Raw genomic sequence first — 24,083 nt, forward strand, 5'->3', positions numbered from 1 at the left:
GGCCATGTGGCTATCCGCCGGACGGCGGACAGCCTGGGGGCATCAGTGCTTGCGGTTGACGGTCTGCGCGGCGCGCAGCACGTCGGCACCGATCTCGGCCTCGTACTTCTTCCACACCGGCATCATCGCCTGGCGCCAGGCCTCGCGCTCCTCGGGAGTGAGGGTGATGACCTTGGCCTTGCCGGCGGCGATCACCTTCTCGCGGTCCTTCTCGTTCATCGCCTCGGCTTCCTTGTTCACCTGGGCGGTGACCTCGTCGACGATCGCTTCCAGCTCGGTGCGGGTCTCGTAGGGGATGCTGATCCAGAACTTGTGGTTGGTGATCAGCATGTAGCTGATCGAACCATGGCCGGTCTCGATCACGTAGGGCTGCACGGTGTCGATCTTCTGGGTCGCCACGTTCGACCAGGGGCCTTCGGTGCCCTGGATGGTGCCGGCCTGCAGGGCCTTGAAGGCCTCGGCGAAGGGCATCTTCACAGTGGTGGCACCGAGCTGGGCGAACTGCGCCTCCAGCACCGAGGAGGGCTGGATACGGAAGGCCAGGCCCTTGGCGTCCTCGGGCTTGTGCAGCTCGCGGTTGGCGGTCAGCACCTTCATGCCGTTGTTCCAGTAGCCCAGGCCATAGATGCCATCCTTGGACATGGAGCGCAGCAGCTCGCGGCTCTTCTCACGCTTCTGGAAACGCTTCACCGCCTCCAGGTCGTTGAACAGGTAAGGCAGGTCGAACACCTGCAGCTGCTTGGTGTAGGCCTCGAACTTGGACAGCGACGGCGCCAGCATCTGCACCTCGCCCTTCTTCAGCGCCTCGATCTCGTTGGCATCGCCGAAGAGGGTGGAGTTCGGGTAGACCTCGACCTTCACCTTGCCGGCCAGGCGCTCCTCCACCAGCTTCTTGAACAGCAGGGCGCCCTTGCCCTTGGGGGTGTCCTCGGCCACCACGTGGGAGAACTTGATCAGCACCGGCTCGTCGGCCAGCACCGCATTGGAAAAGACGAACAGCGAGGCGAAGACCGCCCCCAGCAGAGACCTGTACATGCAAGCACCTATGCAAATGGAAACGGCGAAGCCCGCGCAGGAAGGCGCGAGCCCCGTCCGGATTCGATGTGTGGTTCGGTGGTCGACCCGCCCCCAACCAGCGGATTCGCACCGTCAAACGGCGTACCAGGTCGTTCAGGGCAGAGAAAAGCCCGAGGCCTGGTTATTATTGGTGCCGCCTTGGCGCACGGGGCCCGTCCGGGCCCGCCGCAGCGGAAGCGCGGAATTCTAGTGATATCGGGGCAATAGACAAGCGCCGGTTTCCCCAACCACCTCTCAGTTTCAGCAGATTCTTTCATGGCCCTCCTGGTAACCCCTTTCGCCCAGCTCGACCTTGTCCGCGTGCCCGACCAGCAGGGCGAGCCGTTGCAGGCCTTCGACGCCGCTGACGAGTACCTGCTCAACCACCTCCATGCCCAGGCGCCGTCACCCGACACCCGCGTCCTGGTCCTCAACGACAGTTTCGGCGCCCTTGCCGCCAGCCTCGCTCCGCACCTGCAGGTCACCAGCAGCGGTGACTCGCACCTGGGTTTCCTCGGCCTCTCGCGCAACCTCGCGCGCAACGGCCTGGAGGGCGCCCCGGTGCGCTTCGTGCCGGCCAGCGAACCGCTCAGCGGGCCGTTCGACCGGGTGCTGATCCGCGTGCCCAAGACCCTCGCCCTGCTGGAGGAACAGCTCATCCGCCTGCACGGCCAACTGGCCCCCGGCGCCCAGGTGGTGGCCGCCGGCATGGTCAAGCACCTGCCCCATGCCGCCGGCGACCTGCTGGCGAAGTACATCGGCCCGATGCAGCCCTCTCTGGCAGTTAAGAAGGCGCGCCTGCTGATCGCCACGCCGGAAGCGAAGCCGTTCGTCGCCTCACCCTACCCGACCCGCTACCGGCTGGACGAACCGCGCGTGGAACTGCTGAACCACGCCAACGTGTTCTGCCGCGACGGGCTGGACATCGGCACCCGCGCCTTCCTCCCGCACCTGCCGCGCGGCCTGACCCGCGTGCGAGCCGCCGACCTCGGCTGCGGCAACGGCATCCTCGGCATCGCCTACGCCCTGGCCAACCCCGAGGCCGAGCTGACGCTGGTGGACGAGTCCTACATGGCCGTGCAATCGGCCCGGGAAAACTGGCAGGCGGCCCTGGGCGAGCGCCCGGCGGACATCCGCGCCGGCGACGGGCTGGCCGAGCAGCCGGCGGACTCACTGGACCTGGTGCTGTGCAACCCGCCGTTCCACCAGCAGCAGGTGGTGGGCGACTTCCTCGCCTGGCGGATGTTCGTGCAGGCGCGCAACGCGCTGGTGACGGGGGGTGAGCTGTGGATCGTCGGCAACCGCCACCTGGGCTACCACGCCAAGCTCAAGCGGCTGTTCCGGGGCGTCGAACAGGTCGCCGCCACACCGAAGTTCGTGATCCTCAAAGCCAGCAAGTAAGGAGGCGGGACAGGGTGCGCGCGGATTGATGGGCATCGCTGCGCTCAGCGCCATCCTACGGGGACGTAGCCTGGCGAACGACATGAGCGCACACGACGCAGCACACGACCTAGCACGGACTTCAGTCCGGGAATGCTCGGCGCCGCGCCCGGGCTACAGCCGTAGGGTGGTTCGCGCTCCATCGATCCACCACCCCGCTGCGCCGAGCCCCGCACGATGGATACCAAAAGCGGCATCCACCGTGCGCCAGACGAAACTCCACAGCCTGGCGCACGACATGAAGCGCACACGACGCAGCGCCGACCGTAGCCCGGACTTCAGTCCGGGAATGCTCGGCGCCGCGCCCGGGCTGCTCAGTGGGTGCTGAGCCCCGCTGCCGTCATCACCATGCGCAGCAGGTAGGCCACCACGCCGAGGGCCAGGACGCTGAGGGTCCAGATGCCCACCAGCCAGCCCAGGCGTTGCCACAGGGGCTTCTTCGGGGTGTCGTCGAAGTTCATGGCCGCTCTCCTGTCCATCAGTGGTAGCCCTGGTCCGGGGTGACCTTGCCGCGGAACACGTAGTAGCTCCACGCCGTGTACACGAGGATGAACGGGATGATGAACAGCGCCCCCACCAGCGCGAAGCCCTGGCTCTGCGGCGGCGCTGCGGCATCCCAGACGCTCACCGCCGGCGGGATCACGTTCGGCCACAGGCTGATGCCCAGGCCGCTGTAGCCGAGGAAGATCAGCACCAGCGTGAGCACGAACGGCAGGTGGTTGGCGTTGTTCGCCACCGCCCGCAGCAGCGCCCAGGTGCAGATCAGCACCAGGATCGGTACCGGCAGGAACCAGAACAGGTTGGGCAGGCTGAACCAGCGCTGGGCAATGGCCTCGTGGGCCAGCGGCGTCCACACGCTGACGATGCCGGTGGTGCCCAGCATCACCAGCACCAGCGGCCGCGCCAGGTCATGCATCTGCTGCTGCAGGCGCCCCTCGGTCTTCATGATCAGCCAGGTGCAGCCCAGCAGCGCATAGGCGGCGATCAGCCCCAGGCCACAGAACAGCGGGAAGGGCGCCAGCCAGTCCAAGGAGCCGCCGGCATAGGCACGGTTCACCACCGGCAGGCCCTCGATGTAGGCGCCCAGGGCCACGCCCTGGAAGAAGGTGGCGGCAATGGAACCGCCGATGAAGGCCTTGTCCCACAGGTGGCGCTTGGCGGGCTTGGCCTTGAAGCGGAACTCGAAGGCCACGCCGCGGAACACCAGCCCGATGAGCATGAACATCAGCGGCAGGTACAGCGCCGAGAGCACCACCGAGTAGGCCAGCGGGAAGGCCGCGAACAGCCCCGCCCCGCCCAGCACCAGCCAGGTCTCGTTGCCGTCCCACACCGGCGCCACGGTATTCATCATCACGTCGCGCTCGGTGTCGTCCTTGACGAAGGGGAAGAGGATGCCGATGCCGAGGTCGAAGCCGTCCATCACCACGTACATCATCACGCCGAAGATGATGATCACGGCCCAGATCAGAGAAAGGTCGATACCCATGTTCAATTCCTCGTACCCAGCGCATCGCCGCTGGTGTCATCGTCCGCCGACTCGTCGGCCGCCGAGAGGGGCCGCGCCGGGGTGCGTTGCTGGCCGGGGCCGCCAGTGCCCTGCTCCTTGCCCTCGTCGGTGACCGGGCCCTTGCGCACCAGGCGCAGCAGGTAGGCGAAGCCGGCGCCGAAAACGGCGAAGTAGACCACCACGAACATCACCAGGGTCAGGCTCAGCTGGGCCACGCTGTGGTGGGACACCGCCTCGCTGGTGCGCATCAGACCGTAGACCACCCAGGGCTGGCGGCCCATCTCGGTGGTGAACCAGCCGGCGAGGATGGCGATCAGCCCGGAGGGCCCCATCCACAGGCAGAAGTAGAGGAACGGCCGGGAGCGGAACAGCCCGCCGCGCCAGCGCAGCCACAGGCTCCAGACGCCGGCGAGGATCATCGCCAGGCCCAGGGCCACCATGATGCGGAAGGACCAGAACACCACGGTGGAGTTCGGCCGGTCTTCCTTGGGGAACTCCTTCAGCGCCGGCACCTGCTGGTCCAGGCTGTGGGTCAGGATCAGGCTGCCGAGGTAGGGGATCTCCACCTTGAAGCGGGTTTCCTCGCGCTCCATGTCCGGCCAGCCGAAGAGGATCAGCGGCGTGGCCTCACCCTCGCGGTTCTCCCAGTGGCCCTCGATCGCAGCGATCTTCACCGGTTGGTGCTTGAGGGTGTTGAGGCCGTGCATGTCGCCGATGAAGGCCTGCACAGGCGCCACGATCAGCGCCATCCACATGGCCATCGAAAGCATCTTGCGGATCGCCGGGTTGTCCCGGCCGCGCAGCAGGTGCCAGGCCGCCGAGGCGCCGACGAAGAACGCCGTGGCGAGGAAGGCGGCGGTGGCCATGTGCAGCAGGCGGTAGGGGAAGGACGGGTTGAACACCACGGCGAACCAGTCGGTGGGGATCACCCGGCCGTCGACGATCTCGAAGCCCTGGGGCGTCTGCATCCAGCTGTTGGAGGCGAGGATCCAGAAGGTGGAAATCAGCGTGCCGATGGCCACCATCACCGTGGAGAAGAAGTGCAGGCCCGGGCCGACACGGTTCCAGCCGAACAGCATCACGCCGAGGAAGCCGGCCTCAAGGAAGAAGGCGGTGAGCACCTCGTAGGTGAGCAGCGGCCCGGTCACCGAGCCGGCGAAGTCGGAGAACGCACTCCAGTTGGTGCCGAACTGATAGGCCATCACCAGGCCGGACACCACGCCCATGCCGAAGTTGACGGCGAATATCTTCGACCAGAAGTGGTACAGGTCGCGGTAGACCTCCTGCCGTGTCTTCAGCCACAGGCCTTCCAGCACGGCGAGGTAGCTCGCCAGGCCAATGGTGATGGCCGGGAAGATGATGTGGAAGGACACGGTGAAGGCGAACTGCATTCGGGCAAGATCGAGAGCCTCCAAACCGAACATGACGATTCCTCTAATCAGGTTGAAACAGGCACGGGCCAGCGGGTTCCATCGCACTTGGAACCGCGCCAGGTCGTAATTGTTCTTATGGAATCGCAGGCGGGCGGGGGGCGGGCCGGACAGCCCAATACCATTTCCGCCCACGACTTATTGATGCGGATCAATGCGCTTGAAGATTAACCAAGCGTAGCGCAGGGGTTGCTGTGGTTCGTTGCCGCGCGACAGGCTGCCGCGCGACCGAACGCCGCAGCACGCACGGCGCGGCGCCGTCCTTGAGCGGCTGCGACTAGTCGGAGCGGAGGGCGTCGGGGTGGTCCACGTCGCGCAGCACGCCGGGGTCGTCCAGCGCCAGCGCCACGCAGGCATCCGGGTGGGCCTGCAGCACCGGGCGGGCGCCCTGGTCGCCGCCCAGGCCCTGCAGTTCCGCCCAGAAGTCCCGCCCGAACAGCACCGGGTGGCCCCGTTCGCCCTGGTAGCGGGGAAACACGATGCGCCCGGGTGCCGCCTGGGCCTGCAGTGCCCGCAGGCTGGCCTCGGTGATCCAGGGCATGTCCCCCAGCAGCACCGCCAGCGCCTCGGCGGGGTGACCGGCCAGGGCGCGTGCGCCGGCCGCCAGGCTGTGGCCCATGCCCCGGTTCGCGTCCTGGCAACGGATGATCCGCGCCCCGTCGGGCACGCCCAGGCGGGCCGGATCGTCCTCGGGCCGCAGCACCAAGTGCACCTCGCCGAACACCGCCTCTGCCCGCGCCAGGCTGGCAGCCAGCAGGGTGCGACCGTCCCCCAGCGCAGCCTGGCGCTTGTCGCTGCCGAAGCGGGTGCCGAAACCGGCAGCGAGGATCAGGGCGACGACCTTGGGCATAAGCACTCCAGGGGTTCGGACGAAGGGGGCGAATTTGAATGTGCAGGCGCGAAACGTAGCCCGGGCTTCAGCCCGGGAACAAGGCCGTTCACCCCGGCAAGGACGGTAGGGTACAAGCGTGGGAGCGAATTCATTCGCGATGGCAGCCGCCAGGCTGCCCGGGCCGCTGCCGAGTTGCACGGCCCCGGGCTGAAGCCCGGGCTACGGGAGCCAGGTACTCACACCCGCTCGCGGGCAACCCCGCTGCGCACGCGGACGATGTCCGCCATCACCGCCAGGGCGATTTCCGCCGGGGTCTTGCTGCCGAGGTTGAGGCCGATGGGGGCGATGATCCGGGCGATCTCCGCCTCCGACAGCCCGCCCACCCGGCGCAGGCGCTCCAGGCGCTTGGTGCTGGTGGCCATGGAGCCCATCACACCGATGTAGAAGGCTTCGGTGCGCACCGCCTCAATCATCGCCAGGTCGTCGATCTTCGGGTCGTGGGTCAGCGCCACCACCGCCGTGTCGGCGTGGCAGCCGCCCAGGCGGATGTATTCCGAGGGCAGCTCGCGGCGGATCTCCACGCCCGGCAGTTCGACGCCCTGCAGCGCCTCCTCGCGGGGGTCGCAGAGCACCACCTCGAAGCCCAGGCTCAGGCCGAACTCAGCGCACACCTGGGCCACGCTGGAGTAGCCCGCCAGCAGCAGGCGCTGGGCCGCGCCAACCCGCAGCTGCACCCGCTCGGCCTCGCGCAGCACCCGGGGGCCCTGGTCGCGGTCCGGCAGCAGGCGGCGCGTGCCGTCGCCCAGGGCCACCTCGCGGATCAGCCGGCGCTGGCCGGCCAGGGCGCCTTCCAGCTCGCGCAGGTGCGCCTGGGCCTCGCAGTCCGCCGGCAGGCGCTCCACCAGCACATCGAGGATGCCGCCGCAGGGCAGGCGGATGGACGCGTGGGTGTCGCTGCCGTCACCGTAGCGCACCACGTGCACCGGCCGCTCGAAGACACCGGCGGCCAGGCGTTCGAGGAAGTCATCCTCCACGCAGCCGCCGGACAGCGAGCCGATCCAGTGGCCGTCGGCGGTGGCCGCCAGCAGCGAGCCCGGCGCGCGGGGCGCCGAGCCGTAGGTGGCGAGCACGGTGCACAGCCACACCGTGCGCCCGGAAACCGACCATTCCAGGGCCTTGCGCACGACCAGCAGATCGAGGTGTTGCATCGACAGGGACCTATCAGTGGGTGGGCGCGTCCGCGCGCAGGGCTTTCACCTGCTCCAGGGTCAGCTCGTCATCGAGCCCGCCCCAGGTCTGGCGCAGGTAGTTGAGCAGGTCGCGCAGGCGCGGGTCGTCGAGTTTATCGCTGAAACCGGGCATCGGCTGCATCCGCTCGAAGCCGGTGAACTGCTGCTCGCGGATGCCGTCGTCGATCACCCGCAGCAGGTTGCGCGAGTCGGCCTGGCGCAGGGTGGTGTTGCCGGCCATGGCCACCGCCACGTGGGGGATGCCCTGCCCTTCGGCGCCGTGGCAACCGGCGCAGACGTTCAGGTAGTCCTGCCGACCGGCCTGGGCGCTGGGGCTCAGCTCCGCCAGCGGGCGGGTGGCGATCACCGCAGGGGCCGGTGGCTGGTCGCCCATGAGGAACACCGCCATGGCCTTGTGATCCACCTCCGGCAGGTACTGCAGGCTGTGGTGCAGCACCGGGTACATCTCGTTGAACACCGTGCCCTGGGCGCTGACGCCGTGGCGCAGGAAGGTGGCCAGGTCCTCGGTGCTCCAGCCACGCGCAGCCATGTCATCGGCCTTGAGGCTCGGCGCCAGGTAGCCGAGGATCACCCCGCCCTCCAGGCGCTGTTCCTGCTGCAGGGCGCCCAGGGCGTTGCGCGGGGTGTGGCACTCGCCGCAGTGGCCGAGCACGTCCACCAGGTACTGGCCACGCTTCCACTGCTCGCTCTTGCCGTCCGCCGGCTCCAGCTGCACGCGGTTCTTGTAGAGCATGTTCCAGAAGGACAGGCCGAAGCGCAGGTTGAAGGGGAAGGCCAGCTCGGTCTTCGGGCTCGGCCGGGCGATCGGCTCCAGGCTCATCAGGTAGGCGTAGAGGGCGTCGGAGTCCTCGCGGCTGATGAGGTGGTAGGAGGTGTAGGGCATCGCCGGGTAGAGCTTGGTGCCATCGGGCTTCTCGCCCTCTGTCAGGGCACGGAAGAAGTCGTCGGCGCTGTAGCGGCCGATGCCGTGTTCCTTGTCCGGGGTGATGTTGGTGCCGTAGATGGTGCCGAACGGCGAGGCCAGCGGCAGCCCGCCGGCATAGGGCGCGCCGCCCTCGATGCTGTGGCAGGCCACGCAGTCGGCGGCCCGGGCGACGTAGCGCCCGTGCTCGATCTGCGCCGCGTCCCGGGGGGCGTCGGCGGCGCTGGCCAGCAGCGGCAGGGTCAGGCCCGCCGCGATCATCAGTGCTTTCATGCTCAGCCTTCCTTCACCAGTCCGAGGTCTTCCAGCACTTCCGCTGCGGCTTCGTAGTAGCGCACGTAGCCGGTGCAGCGGCAGATGTGGCTGCCCAGGGCCTGCTCGATGGCGTCTTCCACCTGGCTGCGGGGGATGGGCTGGCGCTGGGCCTTCTCCACCAGCACGGTGGCGGCATTGACGTAGCCGGGGGTGCAGTAGCTGCACTGGAAGGCGAAGCGGTCGACGAACTTCTGCTGCACCGGGTTCAGCTCGCTCACGGCGCCCTGGGCATCGCGGCGGGCGTGGCCCTCGATGGTGCGCACGCGCTTGCCGGCGAAGTAGTGGGCGCCGGTGATGCAGGTGCGCACTTCCTCGCTGGTGCCGTCCGGGTTGTCGAGGATCACCACGCAGGCGTGGCAGATGCCCTGGCCGCAACCCAGGCGCGAGCCGGTGAGGTTCAGGTGTTCGTGGAGGTAGTCGATCATCGGCAGGTCGTCCGCCACGTCATGGGGACCGACGGCCTGGCCGTTGACGGTCATGCTCAGCGCGCGATCAGCCATGGAGGGCCTCCTTGATGCGGGCGGGGTTCAGGGGAAGGTCTCGCAGGCGCTTGCCGGTGGCATGGGCGACGGCGTTCACGATGGCGCCGACCACCGGGATCATCACCACCTCGGCGATGCCCTTGGCCGGGTCGCTCGGCGACAGCGGCGGGAGGATCTCGGCGCTCTGGTTCCACACGGCGCAATCCTTGGCGCGCGGCAGCACGTAGCGGTTGAAGTTCCAGGTGCCCTCGCCGGGGCCGCCCTCGTAGCGGGGCATCTCTTCCAGCAGGGCGTGGCCGATGCCCATGGCGATGCCGCCTTCGAGCTGGCCATGGACCAGCTCGGGCACGATCACCCGGCCGCATTCCAGCCAGGAGTGGTGGCTGAGCACGCGGACCTCGCCGCTGCCCTTGTTCACCTTGACCTCCACCAGGGTGGCCACGGGGCTGTAGTAGGTGACCATGGCGTTGTTCAGCTGGGTCGGCGGGTATTCCACGCGGGTGCGGTCCAGCAGGTGGTAGCCGTCGCGGTTCATGCGCGCACGGGTGGCCGCCGGGGCGCCGTCGCCGTACTTCACCGCCAGGGCGTCCAGGGGCAGGGTGTCGCGGTTGCCGTTGATCTCGAACTCCGCCTCGGCCCAGGCCCAGCGGTTGAAGCCGTGGACGCTGACGCCGGTGACCAGGCCCAGTTCATGGGCCTTGTGCGCCAGCAGCTCGAAGGGGATCGGCGGCAGGCCGTTGGCGGTCAGCTTGCCCTCCACCCAGTGGGCGTCCTCGCGGCGCACCACGTAGGGGTTGGCCAGGCCGCCGTATTCGCCACGGCCCCAGATGGCCAGGGCCGCCGGCCACAGGCCGTGGTTGAACAGCACGCGCGCGGCTTCGCGGGTGGCGTGGCCGGAGTAGTAGGAGGAGTTGGTGGCCGAGGACGGCGAAGCCAGCTTGCCGACCCAGCGCGGGTTCTTCAGGGCGGCGTCCTGCTCGGCCTGGCTGATCAGGTAGGGGTTGCCGCTGGTAGTGAGGCCCAGCTCCGGCCATTCGGTGACGCCGGTGCGGATCTCGTCGGCCGGGTGACCGAGGTAGTCGGCCACCAGCAGGGCCTGAGAGGTGGCGGTGCCGGTGCCCATGTCGATGGCGATCTGGCGCAGGAACACCCGCCCTTCGGCATTGAACTCCAGGCTGGCCATGGGCGCTTCCGCCCCGGTGCCGAAGTCCTTCTGGCAGATGGCGAAGCCGATGCCGTAGAGGTTGTCCGGGTCCTTGGCCTCTTCCTCGCGCTTGCGCGCGTCACGCTGCTTCCACAGTTCGTGCTGGGCGGCCTTGTCGAGGATCTCGTCGAGGCGCAGGGCCCCGGCGGGAATGGCGCCCTGGGTGTTCTTCATGCCCGACTTGAAGACGTTACGGCGGCGCAGCTCGATGGCGTCCACGCCCAGGCGCTCGGCCACCTCGTCCACCATCATCTCGGTGGCGGCCATGGTCTGCAGGGTGCCATAGCCCCGCACCGAGCCGGCCTCCACGCCACGGGAGTGGTAGGCGGTGGCGGCCAGGTCGCTCTGCGGCATGTAGTAGATGGACTGCGCCGCCGTGGCGCCGACCGCCGCCACCGAGGGGCTGTAGTTGATGCGACCGCCGCCGTCGACGTCCATGTGGGCGCGGAAGATCTGGAACGACAGGTCGTCCTTCTTCACCGCCAGCTGGTAGTGCATGTCGAAGGGGTGGCGCTTGATCCCGCTCTGGAACTGCTCGTAGCGGTCGTTGGCCAGGCGTACCGGTACGCCTTCACCGTAGATCGCGGCCAGGGCGGCGTAGAACACGAAGATGTTGTTGTCCTTGGTGCCGTAGCCGACGGTGTAGCCGGGGTGCATGTTCAGCTTGCGCACCTTGAAGCGCGACGGCGCCAGCATGTGGGCGGTCTGCTCGGCGGCCTCGAACGGGCACTGGGTGGCAACCACGAAGTGCAGGGTGCCGGTGGCCGCGTCGTACCAGCCGTTGCCGTTGTCGGCTTCCAGGGCCGCCGGCTCGATGGACTGGGTGGTGTAGCGCTCGTCGAAGACCAGCCAGCCTTCCGGCGGCGCGCCCAGGGTCTGTTCCATCTGCTGGGCGTGGAACAGGCCCTGCTGGGTCAGGTCGCCGTTGATGTCCGCCTGCTGGCTCCAGGTCGGTTTGCGCTGGCGAATGATGGGGAACAGCATGCTGTCCTTCAGGCTGGAGAAGCGGTCCGCCTCGTAGGGCGTGTCGCCGCCGACGCGGACGAAGCGGAAGCTGCCGTAGGGGTCGCGCTCGAACAGCGCGGCCTGGGCGCCGTAGCGCACCACCTTGTCGTTGTAGCGCAGCAGGTTCTTGGCCCGGCGGAAGCGCTCGAAGTCATTCCAGATCAGCAGGGCCACCGGGTGGCCGATGAACATCGGCACCTGGCCTTCCGGCAGCAGCGGGTCCGGGCTGTGGCCTTCGGGGAAGGCGATGCCGTCACGGGCGAGGTCGGCGGCGGTCACCACGCGGTCCGGCTGCAGGCCGGCGTCGAGCATGGACAGGTCGAGCCCGGCGTAGAGGTGGTCGGCGCGGGTGGCCTTGATCAGCATCGCGTGGCCCTGCTGGCGCGGCCAGCCAGGCATGTCCTGGGCGCGGATGTCGCGGGCGAACACTTTCGCCCCGCAGGCCTTGGACACGCCGTCGATGCGGGCGCGGGCCTGGCCGTTGGGGGTGAACCAGGATTGCGGCGAAGCGGTGACACGGTCTTCGAACAAGGCAGCGAAGGCCGGGCTGCCCAGCGGGGCGAGCGTGACGCCGATACCGGCGATGACGCTGCCCTGCAGGAAGGCGCGGCGGGAAAAATCACGGTTGGACATGCCCATTCCTCGGGGTCTCGGTCAGGCCGGCCCCTTTTCTTTGTGCGTGAAAATCCGTCGGCCCCGTCACGCGGGGCCGAACCAGGGAAAGGTCGAGGGTATTGACTCGGGGGTCAGATTCTATCCATCTGCCCCGCCGATACAAGGAAAAATTGTCCACGCGGTCAGAAAGATTTCGCCCTCGCAAGAGTCATCGCGTCGCACCCGGGCCGCTCCGTCCATCAGCGCATTCGTGGCAGGCCCCTGGCGTTCGCTGCGGGCCATTCACCGGCGGGCCTGCCGGTGCTAGTCTGCGCGTCCGGTAGCTTCCTAAGCATTTTCCCGCCATGTCCCAATCCCTGCTCCTGCGCCATCACCGCCCCTTCCTGGCGTTCTGGTTGGCCCGCGTGTGCACTGCCAGCGGCTTCCAGATGCTCACCGTGGCCATCGGCTGGCACCTCTACGCCCTGACCGGCAGCGTGCTGGACCTGGGCCTGGTGGGGTTGGTGGAGTTCCTCCCGCGGGTGCTGTTCATGCTCCACACCGGCCACGTGGCGGACCGCTACGACCGCCGCCGGGTGGCCGCGCTGTGCCAGGTGCTGCAGGGGCTGGTGGCGGTGGCGCTGGTGTTCGGCAGTGCCACCGACAACGTCAGCCGCGAGATGATCTTCGTCCTCGCCTTCGCCCTCGGCGCCGCGCGGGCTTTCGAGATGCCGGCGACCCAGGCGCTGCTGCCCAACGTGGTGCCCGCCGACCTCTTCCCCCGGGCGGTGGCCGCTGCGGCATCGGCCATGCAGGCGGCGACCATCGTCGCCCCCGCCCTCGGCGGCCTGCTCTACGCCCTGGGCAGCCTCTGGGTGTACGGCCCGGTGGCGGTGCTCTACGCCATCGCCTGCGTGCTGGTGCTGGGCCTGGCCAGCAGCCAGCAGGTGCTGAACAAGGAGCGCGCCTCCCTGGAGTCGCTGCTGGCGGGTATCCGCTTCATCCGCAGCCGGCCGGACATCCTCGGCGCCATCTCCCTGGACCTCTTCGCCGTGCTGCTGGGCGGCGCCACGGCGCTGTTGCCGGTGTTCGCCAAGGACATCCTGCTCACTGGCCCCTGGGGCCTGGGCCTGCTGCGCTCGGCGCCGGCCGTGGGGGCGCTGGCGATGTCCTTCTGGCTGGCGCGCTTCCCCATCGAGCGCAACGTGGGGCGGATCATGTTCATCTCGGTGGGGGTGTTCGGTGTCGCCACCATCGCCTTCGGGCTCTCCACCTCCTTCTGGTTCTCCCTGGCGGTGCTGGCGGTACTCGGCGCGGCGGACATGATCAGCATGGTGATCCGCGGGGCCTTCGTGCAGCTGCACACCCCGGACGAGATGCGCGGCCGGGTCAGCGCGGTGAACGGCCTGTTCATCGGCGCCTCCAACCAGCTCGGCGAGTTCGAGTCCGGGGTCACCGCCGCCTGGTTCGGCACCGTGCCGGCGGTGGTCATGGGCGGGGTCGGCACCCTGCTGGTCACCGGCCTGTGGATCAGGCTGTTCCCCACCCTGGCCAGGCGCGACCGCCTGCACGGCGGCGACTGATCAGAGCAGCTTGTCGGGGGTGATCGGCAGGTCGCGGATGCGCTTGCCGGTGGCGTGCCAGATGGCGTTGGCCACGGCCGCCGCGACCCCGACGATGCCGATCTCGCCGACGCCCTTGGAGCCCAGGGCGTTGACCACGCGGTCCTCCTCCTCGACGAAGATCACCTCGATCTCGCCGATGTCGGCGTGCACCGGAATGTGGTACTCGGCCAGGTTGCGGTTCATGTGCCGCCCCAGTGCATGGTCGGTGCGGGTCTCCTCCTGCAGCGCCATGCCGATGCCCCAGACCACGCCGCCGATGATCTGGCTGCGGGCGGTCTTCGGGTTCACCACACGGCCGGCAGCGATGGCGCTGACCACCCGGCTGACCCGCACCACCCCCAGCGCCTCGTCCACCCGCACCTCGACGAACACCGCCGAGTGGGCGGCACTGGCGAAGGCCTCGCGCTCAGCGCCCGGCTGCGCTTCCACCAGCGCGTCCAGGCCGTCGACACCGGCGCCCCGGACGATCTCGCCATAGTCCAGCGCCACCTCCGGCGCGGCCACGCTGCGCAACTGGCCCTCGCCGAAGGCCACCTGCTCCGGCGACAGGCCGGCGAAGGGCGAACCCGGTCGCGCGGCGGCGGCCTCCAGCAATACGCCGCGCAGCGCCAGGCAGGCTTCGCGCACAGCGCTGCCCACCGACGACACGGTGAAGGAGCCGCCCTGCAGCGGCGCCCTGGGCAGCGCCGAGTCCCCCAGGCTGAAGGTCACCTGGTGCATGCCCAGCCCCAGGCTGTCGGCGGCGATCTGGGTCATTACCGTGTAGGTCCCGGTGCCGATGTCGGTGGTGGCGCTGCTCACGTGCAGGTGGCCGCTGGCATCGATCCGCGCACGGGCGCTGGCCGGCTTCTGCATGGACTCCCAGACGCCAGTGGCCATGCCCCAGCCGATCAGCTCATGACCCTCGCGCCGGCTGCGCGGCTCCAGTTCGCGGGTCGCCCAGCCGAAGCGCTCGGCCCCCTCGGCGTAGCACGCGCGCAGGGCCTTGCTGGAGAAGGGCTTGCCGGCGTTCTGCTGGGTCTCGGCGTAGTTGTCCAGGCGCAGTTGCAGCGGGTCGATGGCCACGGCGGCGGCCATCTCGTCCATGGCGCACTCCAGGGCGAACACCCCCAGGGCCGCGCCCGGGGCGCGCATGTCCAGGGGCGTGTAGACGTCCAGCGGCGCCAGGCGGTAGCCCAGTTCTACGTTGTCGCACTGGTAGAGCATCCCGGACCAGGGCACCACCTGCTCGGTGAAGTCCTCGAAGCGCGAGGTCTGCCCCAGCGCCTCGTGGCGCAGGGCCCGCAGCTCGCCGTTGGCCGCGGTGCCGAGGGCCAGGCGCTGCAGGGTGCGCGGCCGGTAGCCGAAGGTGAACATCTGCTGGCTGGTCAGCACCACCCGCACCGAGCGCTGCAGCTTGAGCGCCGCCATCATCGCCAGCACCAGCTGGTACTGCGGGCGCAGGCCGGAACCGAAGGCGCCGCCGACGAAGGGCGCCATCACCCGCACCCGGCCGGGCTCAAGGCCGAACACCTGCTCGACGTACTGCTGGCTGTTCTGGGTGCCCTGGGTCTTGTCGTAGACCAGCAGGGTGCCGTCGGGCTGGACCCACACCGTGGACGCGTGGGGCTCCATGGGGTTGTGGTGCTCCACCGGTGAGCTGTACTGCACGTCGATCTGCAGGGCCGCACCGGCCAGGCTGCCGGCACAGTCGCCACGCGGTCCGGGCAGCTCGGTGGGGGCCGGGTGGGCCTGGTCGAGGGCGGCCAGCAGGTCCGTCTGGTGGGCCTCGGCCTGGTAGTCCACGGTCACCAGGCGCGCAGCGTGGCGGGCCTGCTCCAGGCTCTCCGCCACCACCAGGGCCACGGGTTGGCCGTCGTAGAGGATGCGTTCGTCGAACAGCGGGCGGAACGGCGAGCCCTCGGCCGCATCGGCGTCTTGGTAGGGCTCGTCGTAGCTCGCCACCGGCAGCCGGTTGGCGTGGGTCAGCACCAGGTGAACGCCCGGCACGGCCTCGGCCGCCCGGCTGTCGATGCCCAGGATGCGCCCGCGCGGCACGCGGGCGTTGACCACCCACCCGTGCAGCAGGCCCGGCACCGCCACGTCGGCGGCATAGCGAGCGCGGCCGGTGACCTTGTCGCGGCCATCCACCCGGTCCAGCGCACGGCCCAGCGGTGAGCGGGTCATGGGCGTCCTCCCTGGGCGGCGGTGGCGAGGGCGCGTATCACCGCGCGCCGGGCCAGCTCCACCTTGAAATCATTGCTGCCGAGCCCCTCGGCCCCCTGCAGCAGGCGGTCGGCGGCGAGCCGGTAGCTGGCCGGGGTGCAGGGCTGGCCGATCAGTTCCGCCTCGGCCTCGGGCACCCGCCAGGGCTTGTGGGCGACACCTCCCAGGGCAAGGCGCGCCTCGGCGATGTGCGAGCCCTCCAGGCGCAGGGCGGCGGCCACCGAGACCAGGGCAAAGGCGAAGGAGGCCCGCTCGCGCACCTTCAGGTAATGGCAATGGCGTCCGAACGGCGACGGCGGCAGGACGATCTCGGTGATCAGCTCGCCGTCCGCCAACTGGCTGTCGCGTTGCGGCGTATCGCCGGGCAGGCGGTGGAAGTCGGCGAAGGGGATCGACCGGTGGCCAGAGGGGCCGATCACCCTCACCTCGGCCTCCAGCGCCGCCAGGGCCACGCAGAAGTCCGACGGGTGGGTCGCCACGCAATGCTCGCTGCCGCCGAGGATCGCGTGGTCGCGGTTCAGCCCCGTGCGGGCCGGGCAGCCGCTGCCCGGCTCACGCTTGTTGCAGGGGGCGGCCACGTCGTGGAAATACAGGCAGCGGGTGCGCTGCAGCAGGTTGCCGCCGGCGCTGGCCATGTTGCGCAGCTGCGGCGAGGCACCGGCCAGCAGCGCCTCGGTCAGCAGCGGGTAGCGGCGTTGCACCTCGGGGTGCCAGGCCAGGTCGGCATTGCTCACGAGGGCACCGATGCGCAGGCCGCCGTTGTCCTCCACCAGCACGCCGTGCAGGGGCAGGCGGGTGATGTCGATGAGGCGCTCGGGGCGCTCGACGCTTTCCTTCATCAGGTCCACCAGGTTGGTGCCGCCGGCGATGAAGCGGGCACCGGGGCCGGCCAGCGCCAGGGCCTGGTCGAGGTCATCGGGGCGTTCGTAGTGGAAGGGTGTCATGCGGCATCTCCCCTGGCGGCGGCCTGGCAGGCGGGCAGCGCCTCTTCGATGGCGTCGAGGATATTGGGGTAGGCGCCGCAGCGGCAGAGGTTGCCGCTCATCTGCTCGCGGATGGCGTCGCGGTCGCGGGCACGCCCTTCGCGCGCCAGGCCCAGCGCCGAGCAGAGCTGCCCGGGGGTGCAGTAGCCACACTGGAAGGCATCGTGGCGGATGAACGCAGCCTGCAGCGGGTGCAGCTCGCCGCCCTGTTCCAGGCCTTCCACGGTGGTGATCTCGGCGCCCTCCTGCATCACCGCCAGGGCCAGGCAGGCATTGATCCGCACACCGTTGCGCAGGACGGTGCAGGCGCCGCACTGGCCGTGGTCGCAGCCCTTCTTGCTGCCCACCAGGTCGAGGCGCTCGCGGAGCAGGTCGAGCAGGGTGGTCCAGGGCTCGACCTCCAGCCGGTGCGGGGCACCGTTGACGGTCAGTTGCAGGGCGTGGGTGCCGGCGACCGGGTCCCGGCGCTGGGGTGTGGGAGAAGGCATGTCGACCTCGGGCTCGTCTGGTCCGGCCCCGCTGCCCGGGGCCTGGCGGGCCGGATGCCCGCCGCTTCCGGTGGACCGGGGCGCGCCTGGCGAGGTTCAGGTTTTCTCCCCGGCGGACTTTTTCGACGAAACCGAAGCTGCCCGTCCGGTCACAAATTCACCGCCCCAAAGTGAGCTGATATGATGCGCGCCTTTTTTGCCGGGCAGACAGAAACGGCGCCCATCCGCAGGCGCTGTGCTTGACTGCTTGCAGTCCGGGCCAACACGACGCGAAGACGTCACGGGGAGCACACATGCTGGAGAGACTGTTCCAACTCAAGGCGCACGGCACCAACGTGCGCACCGAGGTCCTCGCGGGCCTGACCACCTTCCTGACGATGGCCTACATCCTCTTCGTCAACCCCGACATCCTCGGCGAGACCGGCATGGACAAGGGCGCGGTGTTCGTCGCCACCTGCCTGGCGGCGGCCATCGGCTCCACCATCATGGGCCTGATCGCCAACTACCCCATCGCCCTCGCCCCGGGCATGGGCCTGAACGCCTTCTTCACCTACACCGTGGTGCTGCACATGGGTCACACCTGGCAAGTGGCCCTGGGCGCGGTGTTCATCTCGGCGTGCATGTTCTTCGTGCTGTCGATCTTCCGAATCCGTGAATGGATCATCAACAGCATCCCGCTGGAGCTGCGCTCGGCCATCGCCGCCGGCATCGGCCTGTTCCTGGCGCTGATCGCCCTGCAGAAGGCCGGCATCGTCGCCGCCCACCCGGTGACCATGCTGACCCTGGGCAACCTGGCCAAGCCCGAGCCGGTGCTGGCGGTGCTCGGCTTCTTCCTGATCGTCGCCCTGGAGGCACGCAAGGTGACCGGCGCGGTGCTGATCGGCATCCTCGCGGTGACCGTGGCCGGCATCGTCATGGGCGTGTCGAAATTCGGCGGTGTGGTGTCCATGCCGCCCTCCCTGGCGCCCACCTTCCTGCAACTGGACATCAAGGGCGCGCTGGAAATCGGCCTGGTCAGCGTGATCTTCGCCTTCCTCTTCGTCGATCTGTTCGACAACTCCGGCACCCTCATCGCCGTGGCCAAGAAGGCCGGCCTGATGCGTGCCGACGGCCACATGCCGAAGATGGGCCGCGCGCTGATCGCCGACTCCACCGCCGCCATGGGCGGCTCGCTGCTGGGCACCTCCACCACCACCAGCTACATCGAGTCCGCAGCCGGCGTCAGCGCCGGTGGTCGCACCGGCCTCACCGCCATCGTGGTCGCCATCCTGTTCCTGCTGGCGCTGTTCCTCTCCCCGCTGGCCGGCAGCGTGCCCGCCTTCGCCACCGCCCCGGCGCTGTTCTTCGTCGCCGTGCTGATGGCCTCGGGCCTGGCCGAGATCGACTGGAACGACCTGACCACCGCCGCCCCGGTGCTGATCACCGCCCTGGCGATGCCCTTCACCTACTCCATCGCCGACGGCATCGCCTTCGGCTTCATCGCCTGGGCCGCCATCAAGGCCCTGGCCGGCCGCTTCAACGAGCTGAGCCCGGCGCTGGTGATCCTGGCGGTGCTGTTCGTGATCAAGATGGGCTTCTTCCACTGAGGAAGCACCCGGAGGCGGCCCGCCGGGCATGATCGGGCCGCACGACGCACGGGAGGTGCACCATGCAACACCACGACCAACAGGTGACGATTCGAGGTCACCAGCAAGCGTAGGAAGGGCTTCCCCTCGGAAACCCGCGTGAGAAAAGGCTACCGGACCATCGGCGACAAGGTGCTTGCCGAAAAGCTTGGGCGCAACGACTTGTGTCCCTGCGGTTCACGGAGGTTGTTTCAAGCGCTGTTGCCTGAAACAGGGCTGCTTTCGATGGCGCCAACCGTAACGACTACTTCCGCTAGGCGAACACGCCTTTGAGCCAGGCGGGCCATCCTCGGATGGCCCGCCCCGATCCCCAGAGTGAATGCCCCATGAGCCGCCCGCAGTTCGACCCGTCCACCTATGCCGCCCAGCTCGCCGAGAAGACCGAGCGCCTGAAGGCCCTGCTGGCGCCCTTCGATGCGCCGGAACCGGCGGTGTTCGACTCGCCTCGGGAGCACTACCGCCTGCGCGCCGAGTTCCGCCTGTGGCGCGAGACCGGTGGCGAGACCCGCCACTACGCGATGTTCGAGGCCGGCGACAAGTTCACCCCGGTGCTGATCGAGGACTTCCCCATCGCCAGCCGCCGCATCAACGAGCTGATGCCGCGCCTGAAGGCTGGCTGGCAGGCGAGCCAGGTGCTGTCGTTCAAGCTGTTCCAGGTGGAGTTCCTCACCACCCTGTCGGGCGATGCGCTGATCACCCTCTGCTACCACCGCCCCCTGGACGATGCCTGGAAGGCCGAGGCCGAGACGCTCGCCGCCGACCTGGGCGTGAGCCTGGTGGGCCGCTCCAAGGGCAAGCGCATCGTCATCGGCCGCGACTACGTGGAAGAGGAGCTGACCGTCGCCGGCCGCGCCTTCCGCTACCGCCAGCCTGAAGGCGCATTCACCCAGCCCAACGGCGAGGTGTGCCAGAAGATGCTGGCCTGGGCCTTCGAAGCCATGGGCGAGCGCCAGGACGACCTGCTGGAGCTGTACTGCGGCAACGGCAACTTCACCCTGCCCCTGGCCACTCGCGCCCGCAAGGTGCTGGCCACCGAGATCAGCAAGACCTCGGTCAACGCCGCCCTGGCCAACCTCGCCGACAACGGCGTGGACAACGTGACCCTGGTGCGCCTCTCCGCCGAGGAGCTGACCGAGGCCCTCAATGAAGTGCGGCCCTTCCGCCGCCTGGCCGGCATCGACCTCAAGGGCTACGCGTTCGGCACCGTGTTCGTCGACCCGCCCCGCGCCGGCATGGACCCGGACACCTGCGAACTGACCCGCCGCTTCGAGCGCATCCTCTACATCTCCTGCAACCCGGAGACCCTGGCCGCCAACATCGCCCAGCTGCACGACACCCACCGCATCGAGCGCTGCGCCCTGTTCGACCAGTTCCCCTACACCCACCACATGGAATCCGGCGTGCTGCTGGTGCGCCGCTGAGACCAGGGCACCAAGCGGTGGGCTGAAGCGGAACGCCGCCCGGCCCACCCTGCGGTGCGGGTCGAGCGTCAGCGGGCGAACAGGCGGTAGGCGGGGTTGTCGCTTTCGTCCCACCAGGGGTAGCCGATGGCGTCCAGGGCGGCGGGCAGTTGGTGCATCTGTTCCTCCGGCACCTGCAGCCCCGCCAGCACGCGGCCGTCGGCGGCGCCGTGGTTGCGGTAGTGGAACAGGCTGATGTTCCAGCGCCCGCCCAGCTTGTCGAGGAAGTTGAACAGCGCACCGGGGCGCTCGGGGAATTCGAAGCGCAGCAGGCGCTCGTCCTGCGCGCCCACGGCACGGCCACCGACCATATGGCGGATGTGCAGCTTGGCCAGTTCGTTGTCGGTCAGGTCCAGCACCGGGAAGCCCTGCTGCCGCAGCCCTTCCACCAATGCCTGGCGCGGGTCGTTGAGCGGGTGGGTCTGCACGCCGACGAACAACCGGGCCTGGTCGCCGTCGTCGTAGCGGTAGCTGAATTCGGTGATCTGCCGCTTGCCCAGCGCTTCGCAGAAGGCACGGAAGCTGCCCGGCCGCTCGGGGATGGTGACGGCGATGATCGCCTCACGCTGTTCGCCCAGCTCCGCACGCTCGGCCACGTGGCGCAGGCGGTCGAAGTTGACGTTGGCGCCGGAGTCGATGGCCACCAGCACCTGCCCCGTCACGCCCTCGCGCTCGACGTAGCGCTTGATCCCGGCCACGGCCAGGGCGCCGGAGGGCTCGGTGATAGAGCGGGTGTCGTCGTAGATGTCCTTGATCGCCGCGCAGATCTCGTCGGTGCTGACGGTGATCACTTCGTCCACGTACTCGCGGCACACCTCGAAGTTGTGCGCGCCGATCTGCGCCACCGCCACGCCATCGGCGAACAGCCCGACCTGGCCCAGCACCACGCGCTCGCCGGCGGCCATGGCGGCCTGCAGGCAGTTGGAGTCATCCGGCTCGACACCGATCACCTTCACCTCGGGGCGCAGGTACTTCACGTAGGCGGCGATGCCGGCGATCAGGCCGCCACCGCCCACCGGCACGAAGATGGCGTCGAGCTGGCCGGGCTGCTGGCGCAGGATCTCCATGGCCACGGTGCCCTGCCCGGCGATCACCTCGGGGTCGTCGTAGGGCGGGATGAAGGTCAGCCCCTCGGCCTGCACGCGCGTCCAGGCATGGGCCAGGGCCTCCGGGAAGGCATCGCCGTGCAGCACCACCTTGCCGCCCCGGGCCAGCACGCCCTGGACCTTCAGTTCCGGCGTGGTGCGCGGCATCACGATGGTGGCCTCGATGCCCAGCTCGCGGGCCGCCAGGGCCAGGCCCTGGGCGTGGTTGCCGGCGGAGGCGGCGATCACCCCGCGCGCCCGCGCCTCCGGCTCCAGCTGGACGAGGCGGTTGTAGGCACCGCGGATCTTGAAGGAGTAGACCGGCTGCAGGTCCTCGCGCTTGAGCAGCACCCGGTTGCCGAGCCGCTCGGCAAGGCGCGGGGCCGGTTGCAGGGGCGTCTCGATGGCGACGTCGTAGACCGGCGCGCGGAGGATCTTCTGCACGTAGTGCTTGAGCAGGGCCTCGCTCATGGGGTCACCTCCGGCGCGGTGCCGTCCAGCAGGGCGGTGCCGTAGGAGTTGTCCACCGCGCAGCGCCAGGCGCCGTCCGGCTCCTTGCGGAACACGTAGGTGGCCTTGCGCTCGACGAAGGAGAGGAAGCCATCGGTGGCCCGCCACTGGATGCGCGCGCGGCCCAGCACCAGCGCCGTGTCCGTGGTCTCCATCACCTGCAGGTCGCGCTGGGTCACCCAGAGGCTGTGCTGGAAATGCGCGGCGATGCCGTCGAAGGCCTGGCGGATGCGCTCGCGCCCCTGGACCTCCAGCCCCGGCCGCACCACCAGCACGGCGTCGTCGGTGTAGAAGTCCATCAGCGCATCGAAGCGCCCGCTGTTGATCAGGTGGTCGGCCCGTTGCACGGCCTCGACGAGGGGGGAAGGGTTCATGCTGTCTCCTGGCTTGGCTGGGACCCTGGAGACAGAAAGAAGAAACCCGCCTCTAGGGCGGGTTTCCGGTCGATGATCGCTAACCCGCCATGATCGGAATGGCGGTAATAATCTGCTGGCGCGGCATCGAGGTGTTCGGGTTCATGGGTTCGGAAACTATTCCAGCCGCCCCCACGGCGTCAAGCACCGGCATGCGTGTGTTCACCCCAGCAGTTCGGCGAACGCCTTGTCCGCCTCCAGCACGGCCGGCAGCGCGTTGAACAGCGCCACCAGGTCCACCCCCTCCATCAACGGTCCGTCCAGCGATGCGCGCGCCTCGTCGGTGGCGCCGCCATGGGCCTGCAGGGCTTCGCTGACCAGTACCGCCTGGGCCAGCACGCGCGACAGCTGGGCCTCCGCCGGGGCCTGCATGGGGCGGGCCTGGTAGGCGATGGCCTGCTGGATCACCACCGGCAGTTGCCAGCGGCGCGCCAGCTCGGCGCCGACCTCGGGATAGCCGAAGCCCAGTTGCAGCGTCTCGTTGGCAGCCCGCCCGGTAGCGCCGCCCTTGCCGCTGTTGAAACGCTCGGCGAATTCCGGCGCGCCGGTCTGGATCAGCAGTTCGCCGATGTCATGCATCATCCCGCAGGTGAAGGCGGTGTCCGGGTCGAGCCCACGCTGCTTGGCCAGCAGGCGGCTGATGCTGGCCACCTGGAAGCTGTGCAGCCAGAAGCCCTTGAGGTCGAAGCTGGTGGGCGCCTTGAACGCGCCGGTGACGGCCGAGGCCATGACCAGGGTGCGCAGGGTGTTGAAGCCCAGGCGCATCGCCGCGTCCTCGACACTGGTGGACTCGCGGGCACCGCGAAACCGGGCGGAGTTGGCCAGGCGCAGCACCTTGGCGGCGATCACCGGGTCCAGCTGGATGTTGCGCGCCACGGCGTCGAGGCTGGACGTGGGGTTGTCGAATTGCTGGATCAGGTCCTGCGCCACCTTGGGGATGCTGGGCAGGGTGTGGAGCTGGGCGAACAGCGTTTCTATATCCATGGGAGCACCTCACTCATCGGCGTGTAAGCCAAAGGATAGGCAGTTTTCCGAGGCCTGCCCGGTGAACCGGAAAAGCCGCCCCGGAGGCTCTGTTCAGCGCTCTCCAGGCGTGCCGGGCGCCATTTCCGGGAGCCCCTGCGCCGGTGTGTCGCGGCCTTCGCCCCGGCGCGGCGGCGGCACCGGGTCGTCGTCCAGATCGCCGTTCGTCGGCAAGTCCGGCAGCGGAGGCCGGGCGAGGCGCGACAGGGCGAACGCCGCCAGCAGGGCGCTGGCGAGCTTGTAGGCCAGGCCGTTGAAATCGAACGCAGGCAGCGCCGCATCGTCCAGCCACAACGCCCCCAGGCGCGCCAGGGCCAGGCAGCCCTGCATCAGCACCAGCAGCACCAATGCGGCGCGCACCCGCTCGCGTTCGCGCAATGCCCACAGCAGGAACAGCGCCAGGCCGATCTGCAGGCCGCCGTAGTAGACGCGCACATTGCTCACCGAGGCCGTCTCCATCAGCAGCATGCCGTTGAGGTTGGCCATCTCGTAGGGACGGAACCAGTACGCCAGCCCGAAGCCGGCGAACACCAGCACCTGGATCACCAGGATCACGCGGGCCAGCCGCATCGCCTTGTCCTCTTGCGGTAACGGAATGAGCAACAGACCCGGCCCCCGCCGAATCGTTC

The 24,083-nt window shown here is 69.1% G+C and carries 21 protein-coding genes; 5 read left to right on the forward strand and 16 right to left on the reverse strand.

The features are described from left to right. Nucleotides 1–42 precede the first annotated feature (42 nt). On the reverse strand, nucleotides 43–1,035 hold the full coding sequence (locus SZ55_RS20140) for a TRAP transporter substrate-binding protein (RefSeq protein ID WP_044410538.1): 993 nt from the start codon (nucleotides 1,033–1,035) through the stop codon (nucleotides 43–45). A 297-nt stretch (nucleotides 1,036–1,332) separates the two neighbouring features. On the opposite strand from SZ55_RS20140, the gene SZ55_RS20145 reads away from it, so the two are divergent. Continuing rightward, nucleotides 1,333–2,457 (forward strand): methyltransferase, encoded by a 1,125-nt coding sequence (locus SZ55_RS20145; RefSeq protein ID WP_044410540.1) that lies wholly within the window; start codon nucleotides 1,333–1,335, stop codon nucleotides 2,455–2,457. 353 nt (nucleotides 2,458–2,810) lie between these two features. Here the strand turns inward: SZ55_RS20145 and SZ55_RS20150 are convergent, their stop codons facing one another. The 8 genes from SZ55_RS20150 to SZ55_RS20185 form a co-directional block, all read right to left on the reverse strand. Continuing rightward, nucleotides 2,811–2,957: a DUF2474 domain-containing protein gene (locus SZ55_RS20150; protein WP_044410543.1), complete on the reverse strand. Its 147-nt coding sequence runs from the start codon at nucleotides 2,955–2,957 to the stop codon at nucleotides 2,811–2,813. Between the two features lie 17 nt (nucleotides 2,958–2,974). Further along, nucleotides 2,975–3,982 (reverse strand): cytochrome d ubiquinol oxidase subunit II, encoded by a 1,008-nt coding sequence (cydB, locus tag SZ55_RS20155; protein ID WP_044410546.1) that lies wholly within the window; start codon nucleotides 3,980–3,982, stop codon nucleotides 2,975–2,977. Between the two features lie 2 nt (nucleotides 3,983–3,984). Beyond that, nucleotides 3,985–5,427 carry a cytochrome ubiquinol oxidase subunit I gene (locus SZ55_RS20160; protein ID WP_044410549.1) on the reverse strand — a complete coding sequence of 481 codons (1,443 nt, stop codon included), beginning with the start codon at nucleotides 5,425–5,427 and terminating at the stop codon, nucleotides 3,985–3,987. A gap of 283 nt (nucleotides 5,428–5,710) precedes the next feature. Then, a complete protein-coding gene (locus SZ55_RS20165; protein WP_044410552.1) occupies nucleotides 5,711–6,283 on the reverse strand; it encodes a nucleotidyltransferase family protein in 573 nt (190 codons plus the stop codon). A gap of 218 nt (nucleotides 6,284–6,501) precedes the next feature. Continuing rightward, nucleotides 6,502–7,473 (reverse strand): XdhC family protein, encoded by a 972-nt coding sequence (locus SZ55_RS20170; protein ID WP_044410555.1) that lies wholly within the window; start codon nucleotides 7,471–7,473, stop codon nucleotides 6,502–6,504. A 13-nt stretch (nucleotides 7,474–7,486) separates the two neighbouring features. Further along, nucleotides 7,487–8,710 carry a cytochrome c gene (locus tag SZ55_RS20175; RefSeq protein WP_044410558.1) on the reverse strand — a complete coding sequence of 408 codons (1,224 nt, stop codon included), beginning with the start codon at nucleotides 8,708–8,710 and terminating at the stop codon, nucleotides 7,487–7,489. A 2-nt stretch (nucleotides 8,711–8,712) separates the two neighbouring features. Then, the gene (locus SZ55_RS20180) at nucleotides 8,713–9,252 is read right to left on the reverse strand and encodes a (2Fe-2S)-binding protein (protein WP_044410561.1); all 540 of its coding nucleotides are present in this window, start codon (nucleotides 9,250–9,252) and stop codon (nucleotides 8,713–8,715) included. Further along, a complete protein-coding gene (locus SZ55_RS20185; RefSeq protein WP_044410564.1) occupies nucleotides 9,245–12,076 on the reverse strand; it encodes a xanthine dehydrogenase family protein molybdopterin-binding subunit in 2,832 nt (943 codons plus the stop codon). The genes SZ55_RS20180 and SZ55_RS20185 overlap by 8 nt, the downstream gene beginning before the upstream one ends. Nucleotides 12,077–12,402: 326 nt before the next feature. Here SZ55_RS20185 and SZ55_RS20190 point away from each other — a divergent pair, with 326 nt between their 5' ends. Continuing rightward, nucleotides 12,403–13,620, forward strand: coding sequence for an MFS transporter (locus SZ55_RS20190; protein WP_044410567.1), 1,218 nt, complete (start codon nucleotides 12,403–12,405; stop codon nucleotides 13,618–13,620). Here SZ55_RS20190 and SZ55_RS20195 read toward each other — a convergent pair whose 3' ends face one another. From SZ55_RS20195 to SZ55_RS20205, 3 genes are read right to left on the reverse strand one after another with little or no spacing between them, the layout of a single operon-like run. Further along, nucleotides 13,621–15,828: a xanthine dehydrogenase family protein molybdopterin-binding subunit gene (locus tag SZ55_RS20195; RefSeq protein WP_044410570.1), complete on the reverse strand. Its 2,208-nt coding sequence runs from the start codon at nucleotides 15,826–15,828 to the stop codon at nucleotides 13,621–13,623. After that, entirely contained in the window at nucleotides 15,825–16,811 is a 987-nt protein-coding gene (locus SZ55_RS20200) for an FAD binding domain-containing protein (protein ID WP_044410572.1), read from the reverse strand. Before SZ55_RS20200 ends, SZ55_RS20195 begins: the two co-directional genes overlap by 4 nt. Beyond that, the gene (locus SZ55_RS20205; protein ID WP_044410574.1) at nucleotides 16,808–17,338 is read right to left on the reverse strand and encodes a (2Fe-2S)-binding protein; all 531 of its coding nucleotides are present in this window, start codon (nucleotides 17,336–17,338) and stop codon (nucleotides 16,808–16,810) included. The genes SZ55_RS20200 and SZ55_RS20205 overlap by 4 nt, the downstream gene beginning before the upstream one ends. Nucleotides 17,339–17,631: 293 nt before the next feature. Here SZ55_RS20205 and SZ55_RS20210 point away from each other — a divergent pair, with 293 nt between their 5' ends. From SZ55_RS20210 to trmA, 3 genes are all read left to right on the forward strand, one after another. Further along, nucleotides 17,632–18,924, forward strand: coding sequence for an NCS2 family permease (locus SZ55_RS20210; protein WP_044410577.1), 1,293 nt, complete (start codon nucleotides 17,632–17,634; stop codon nucleotides 18,922–18,924). Nucleotides 18,925–19,095: 171 nt separating this feature from the next. Beyond that, the gene (locus SZ55_RS29175) at nucleotides 19,096–19,236 is read left to right on the forward strand and encodes an SEC-C metal-binding domain-containing protein (RefSeq protein WP_366519979.1); all 141 of its coding nucleotides are present in this window, start codon (nucleotides 19,096–19,098) and stop codon (nucleotides 19,234–19,236) included. 53 nt (nucleotides 19,237–19,289) lie between these two features. After that, entirely contained in the window at nucleotides 19,290–20,384 is a 1,095-nt protein-coding gene (gene trmA / locus SZ55_RS20215) for a tRNA (uridine(54)-C5)-methyltransferase TrmA (protein WP_044410583.1), read from the forward strand. A gap of 68 nt (nucleotides 20,385–20,452) precedes the next feature. Here trmA and ilvA read toward each other — a convergent pair whose 3' ends face one another. The 4 genes from ilvA to SZ55_RS20235 form a co-directional block, all read right to left on the reverse strand. After that, nucleotides 20,453–21,967, reverse strand: a complete 1,515-nt coding sequence (gene ilvA, locus SZ55_RS20220; protein ID WP_044410867.1) for a threonine ammonia-lyase, biosynthetic — start codon at nucleotides 21,965–21,967, stop codon at nucleotides 20,453–20,455. Between the two features lie 8 nt (nucleotides 21,968–21,975). Then, the gene (locus SZ55_RS20225; protein WP_044410586.1) at nucleotides 21,976–22,392 is read right to left on the reverse strand and encodes a YybH family protein; all 417 of its coding nucleotides are present in this window, start codon (nucleotides 22,390–22,392) and stop codon (nucleotides 21,976–21,978) included. A 201-nt stretch (nucleotides 22,393–22,593) separates the two neighbouring features. Then, nucleotides 22,594–23,415, reverse strand: coding sequence for an HDOD domain-containing protein (locus tag SZ55_RS20230; protein ID WP_044410589.1), 822 nt, complete (start codon nucleotides 23,413–23,415; stop codon nucleotides 22,594–22,596). A gap of 93 nt (nucleotides 23,416–23,508) precedes the next feature. Further along, the gene (locus tag SZ55_RS20235; RefSeq protein WP_044410592.1) at nucleotides 23,509–24,024 is read right to left on the reverse strand and encodes a DUF4345 domain-containing protein; all 516 of its coding nucleotides are present in this window, start codon (nucleotides 24,022–24,024) and stop codon (nucleotides 23,509–23,511) included. Between the last annotated feature and the right edge of the window lie 59 nt (nucleotides 24,025–24,083).

The organism is Pseudomonas sp. FeS53a (assembly GCF_000931385.1).
Classification (GTDB): domain Bacteria; phylum Pseudomonadota; class Gammaproteobacteria; order Pseudomonadales; family Pseudomonadaceae; genus Metapseudomonas; species Metapseudomonas otitidis.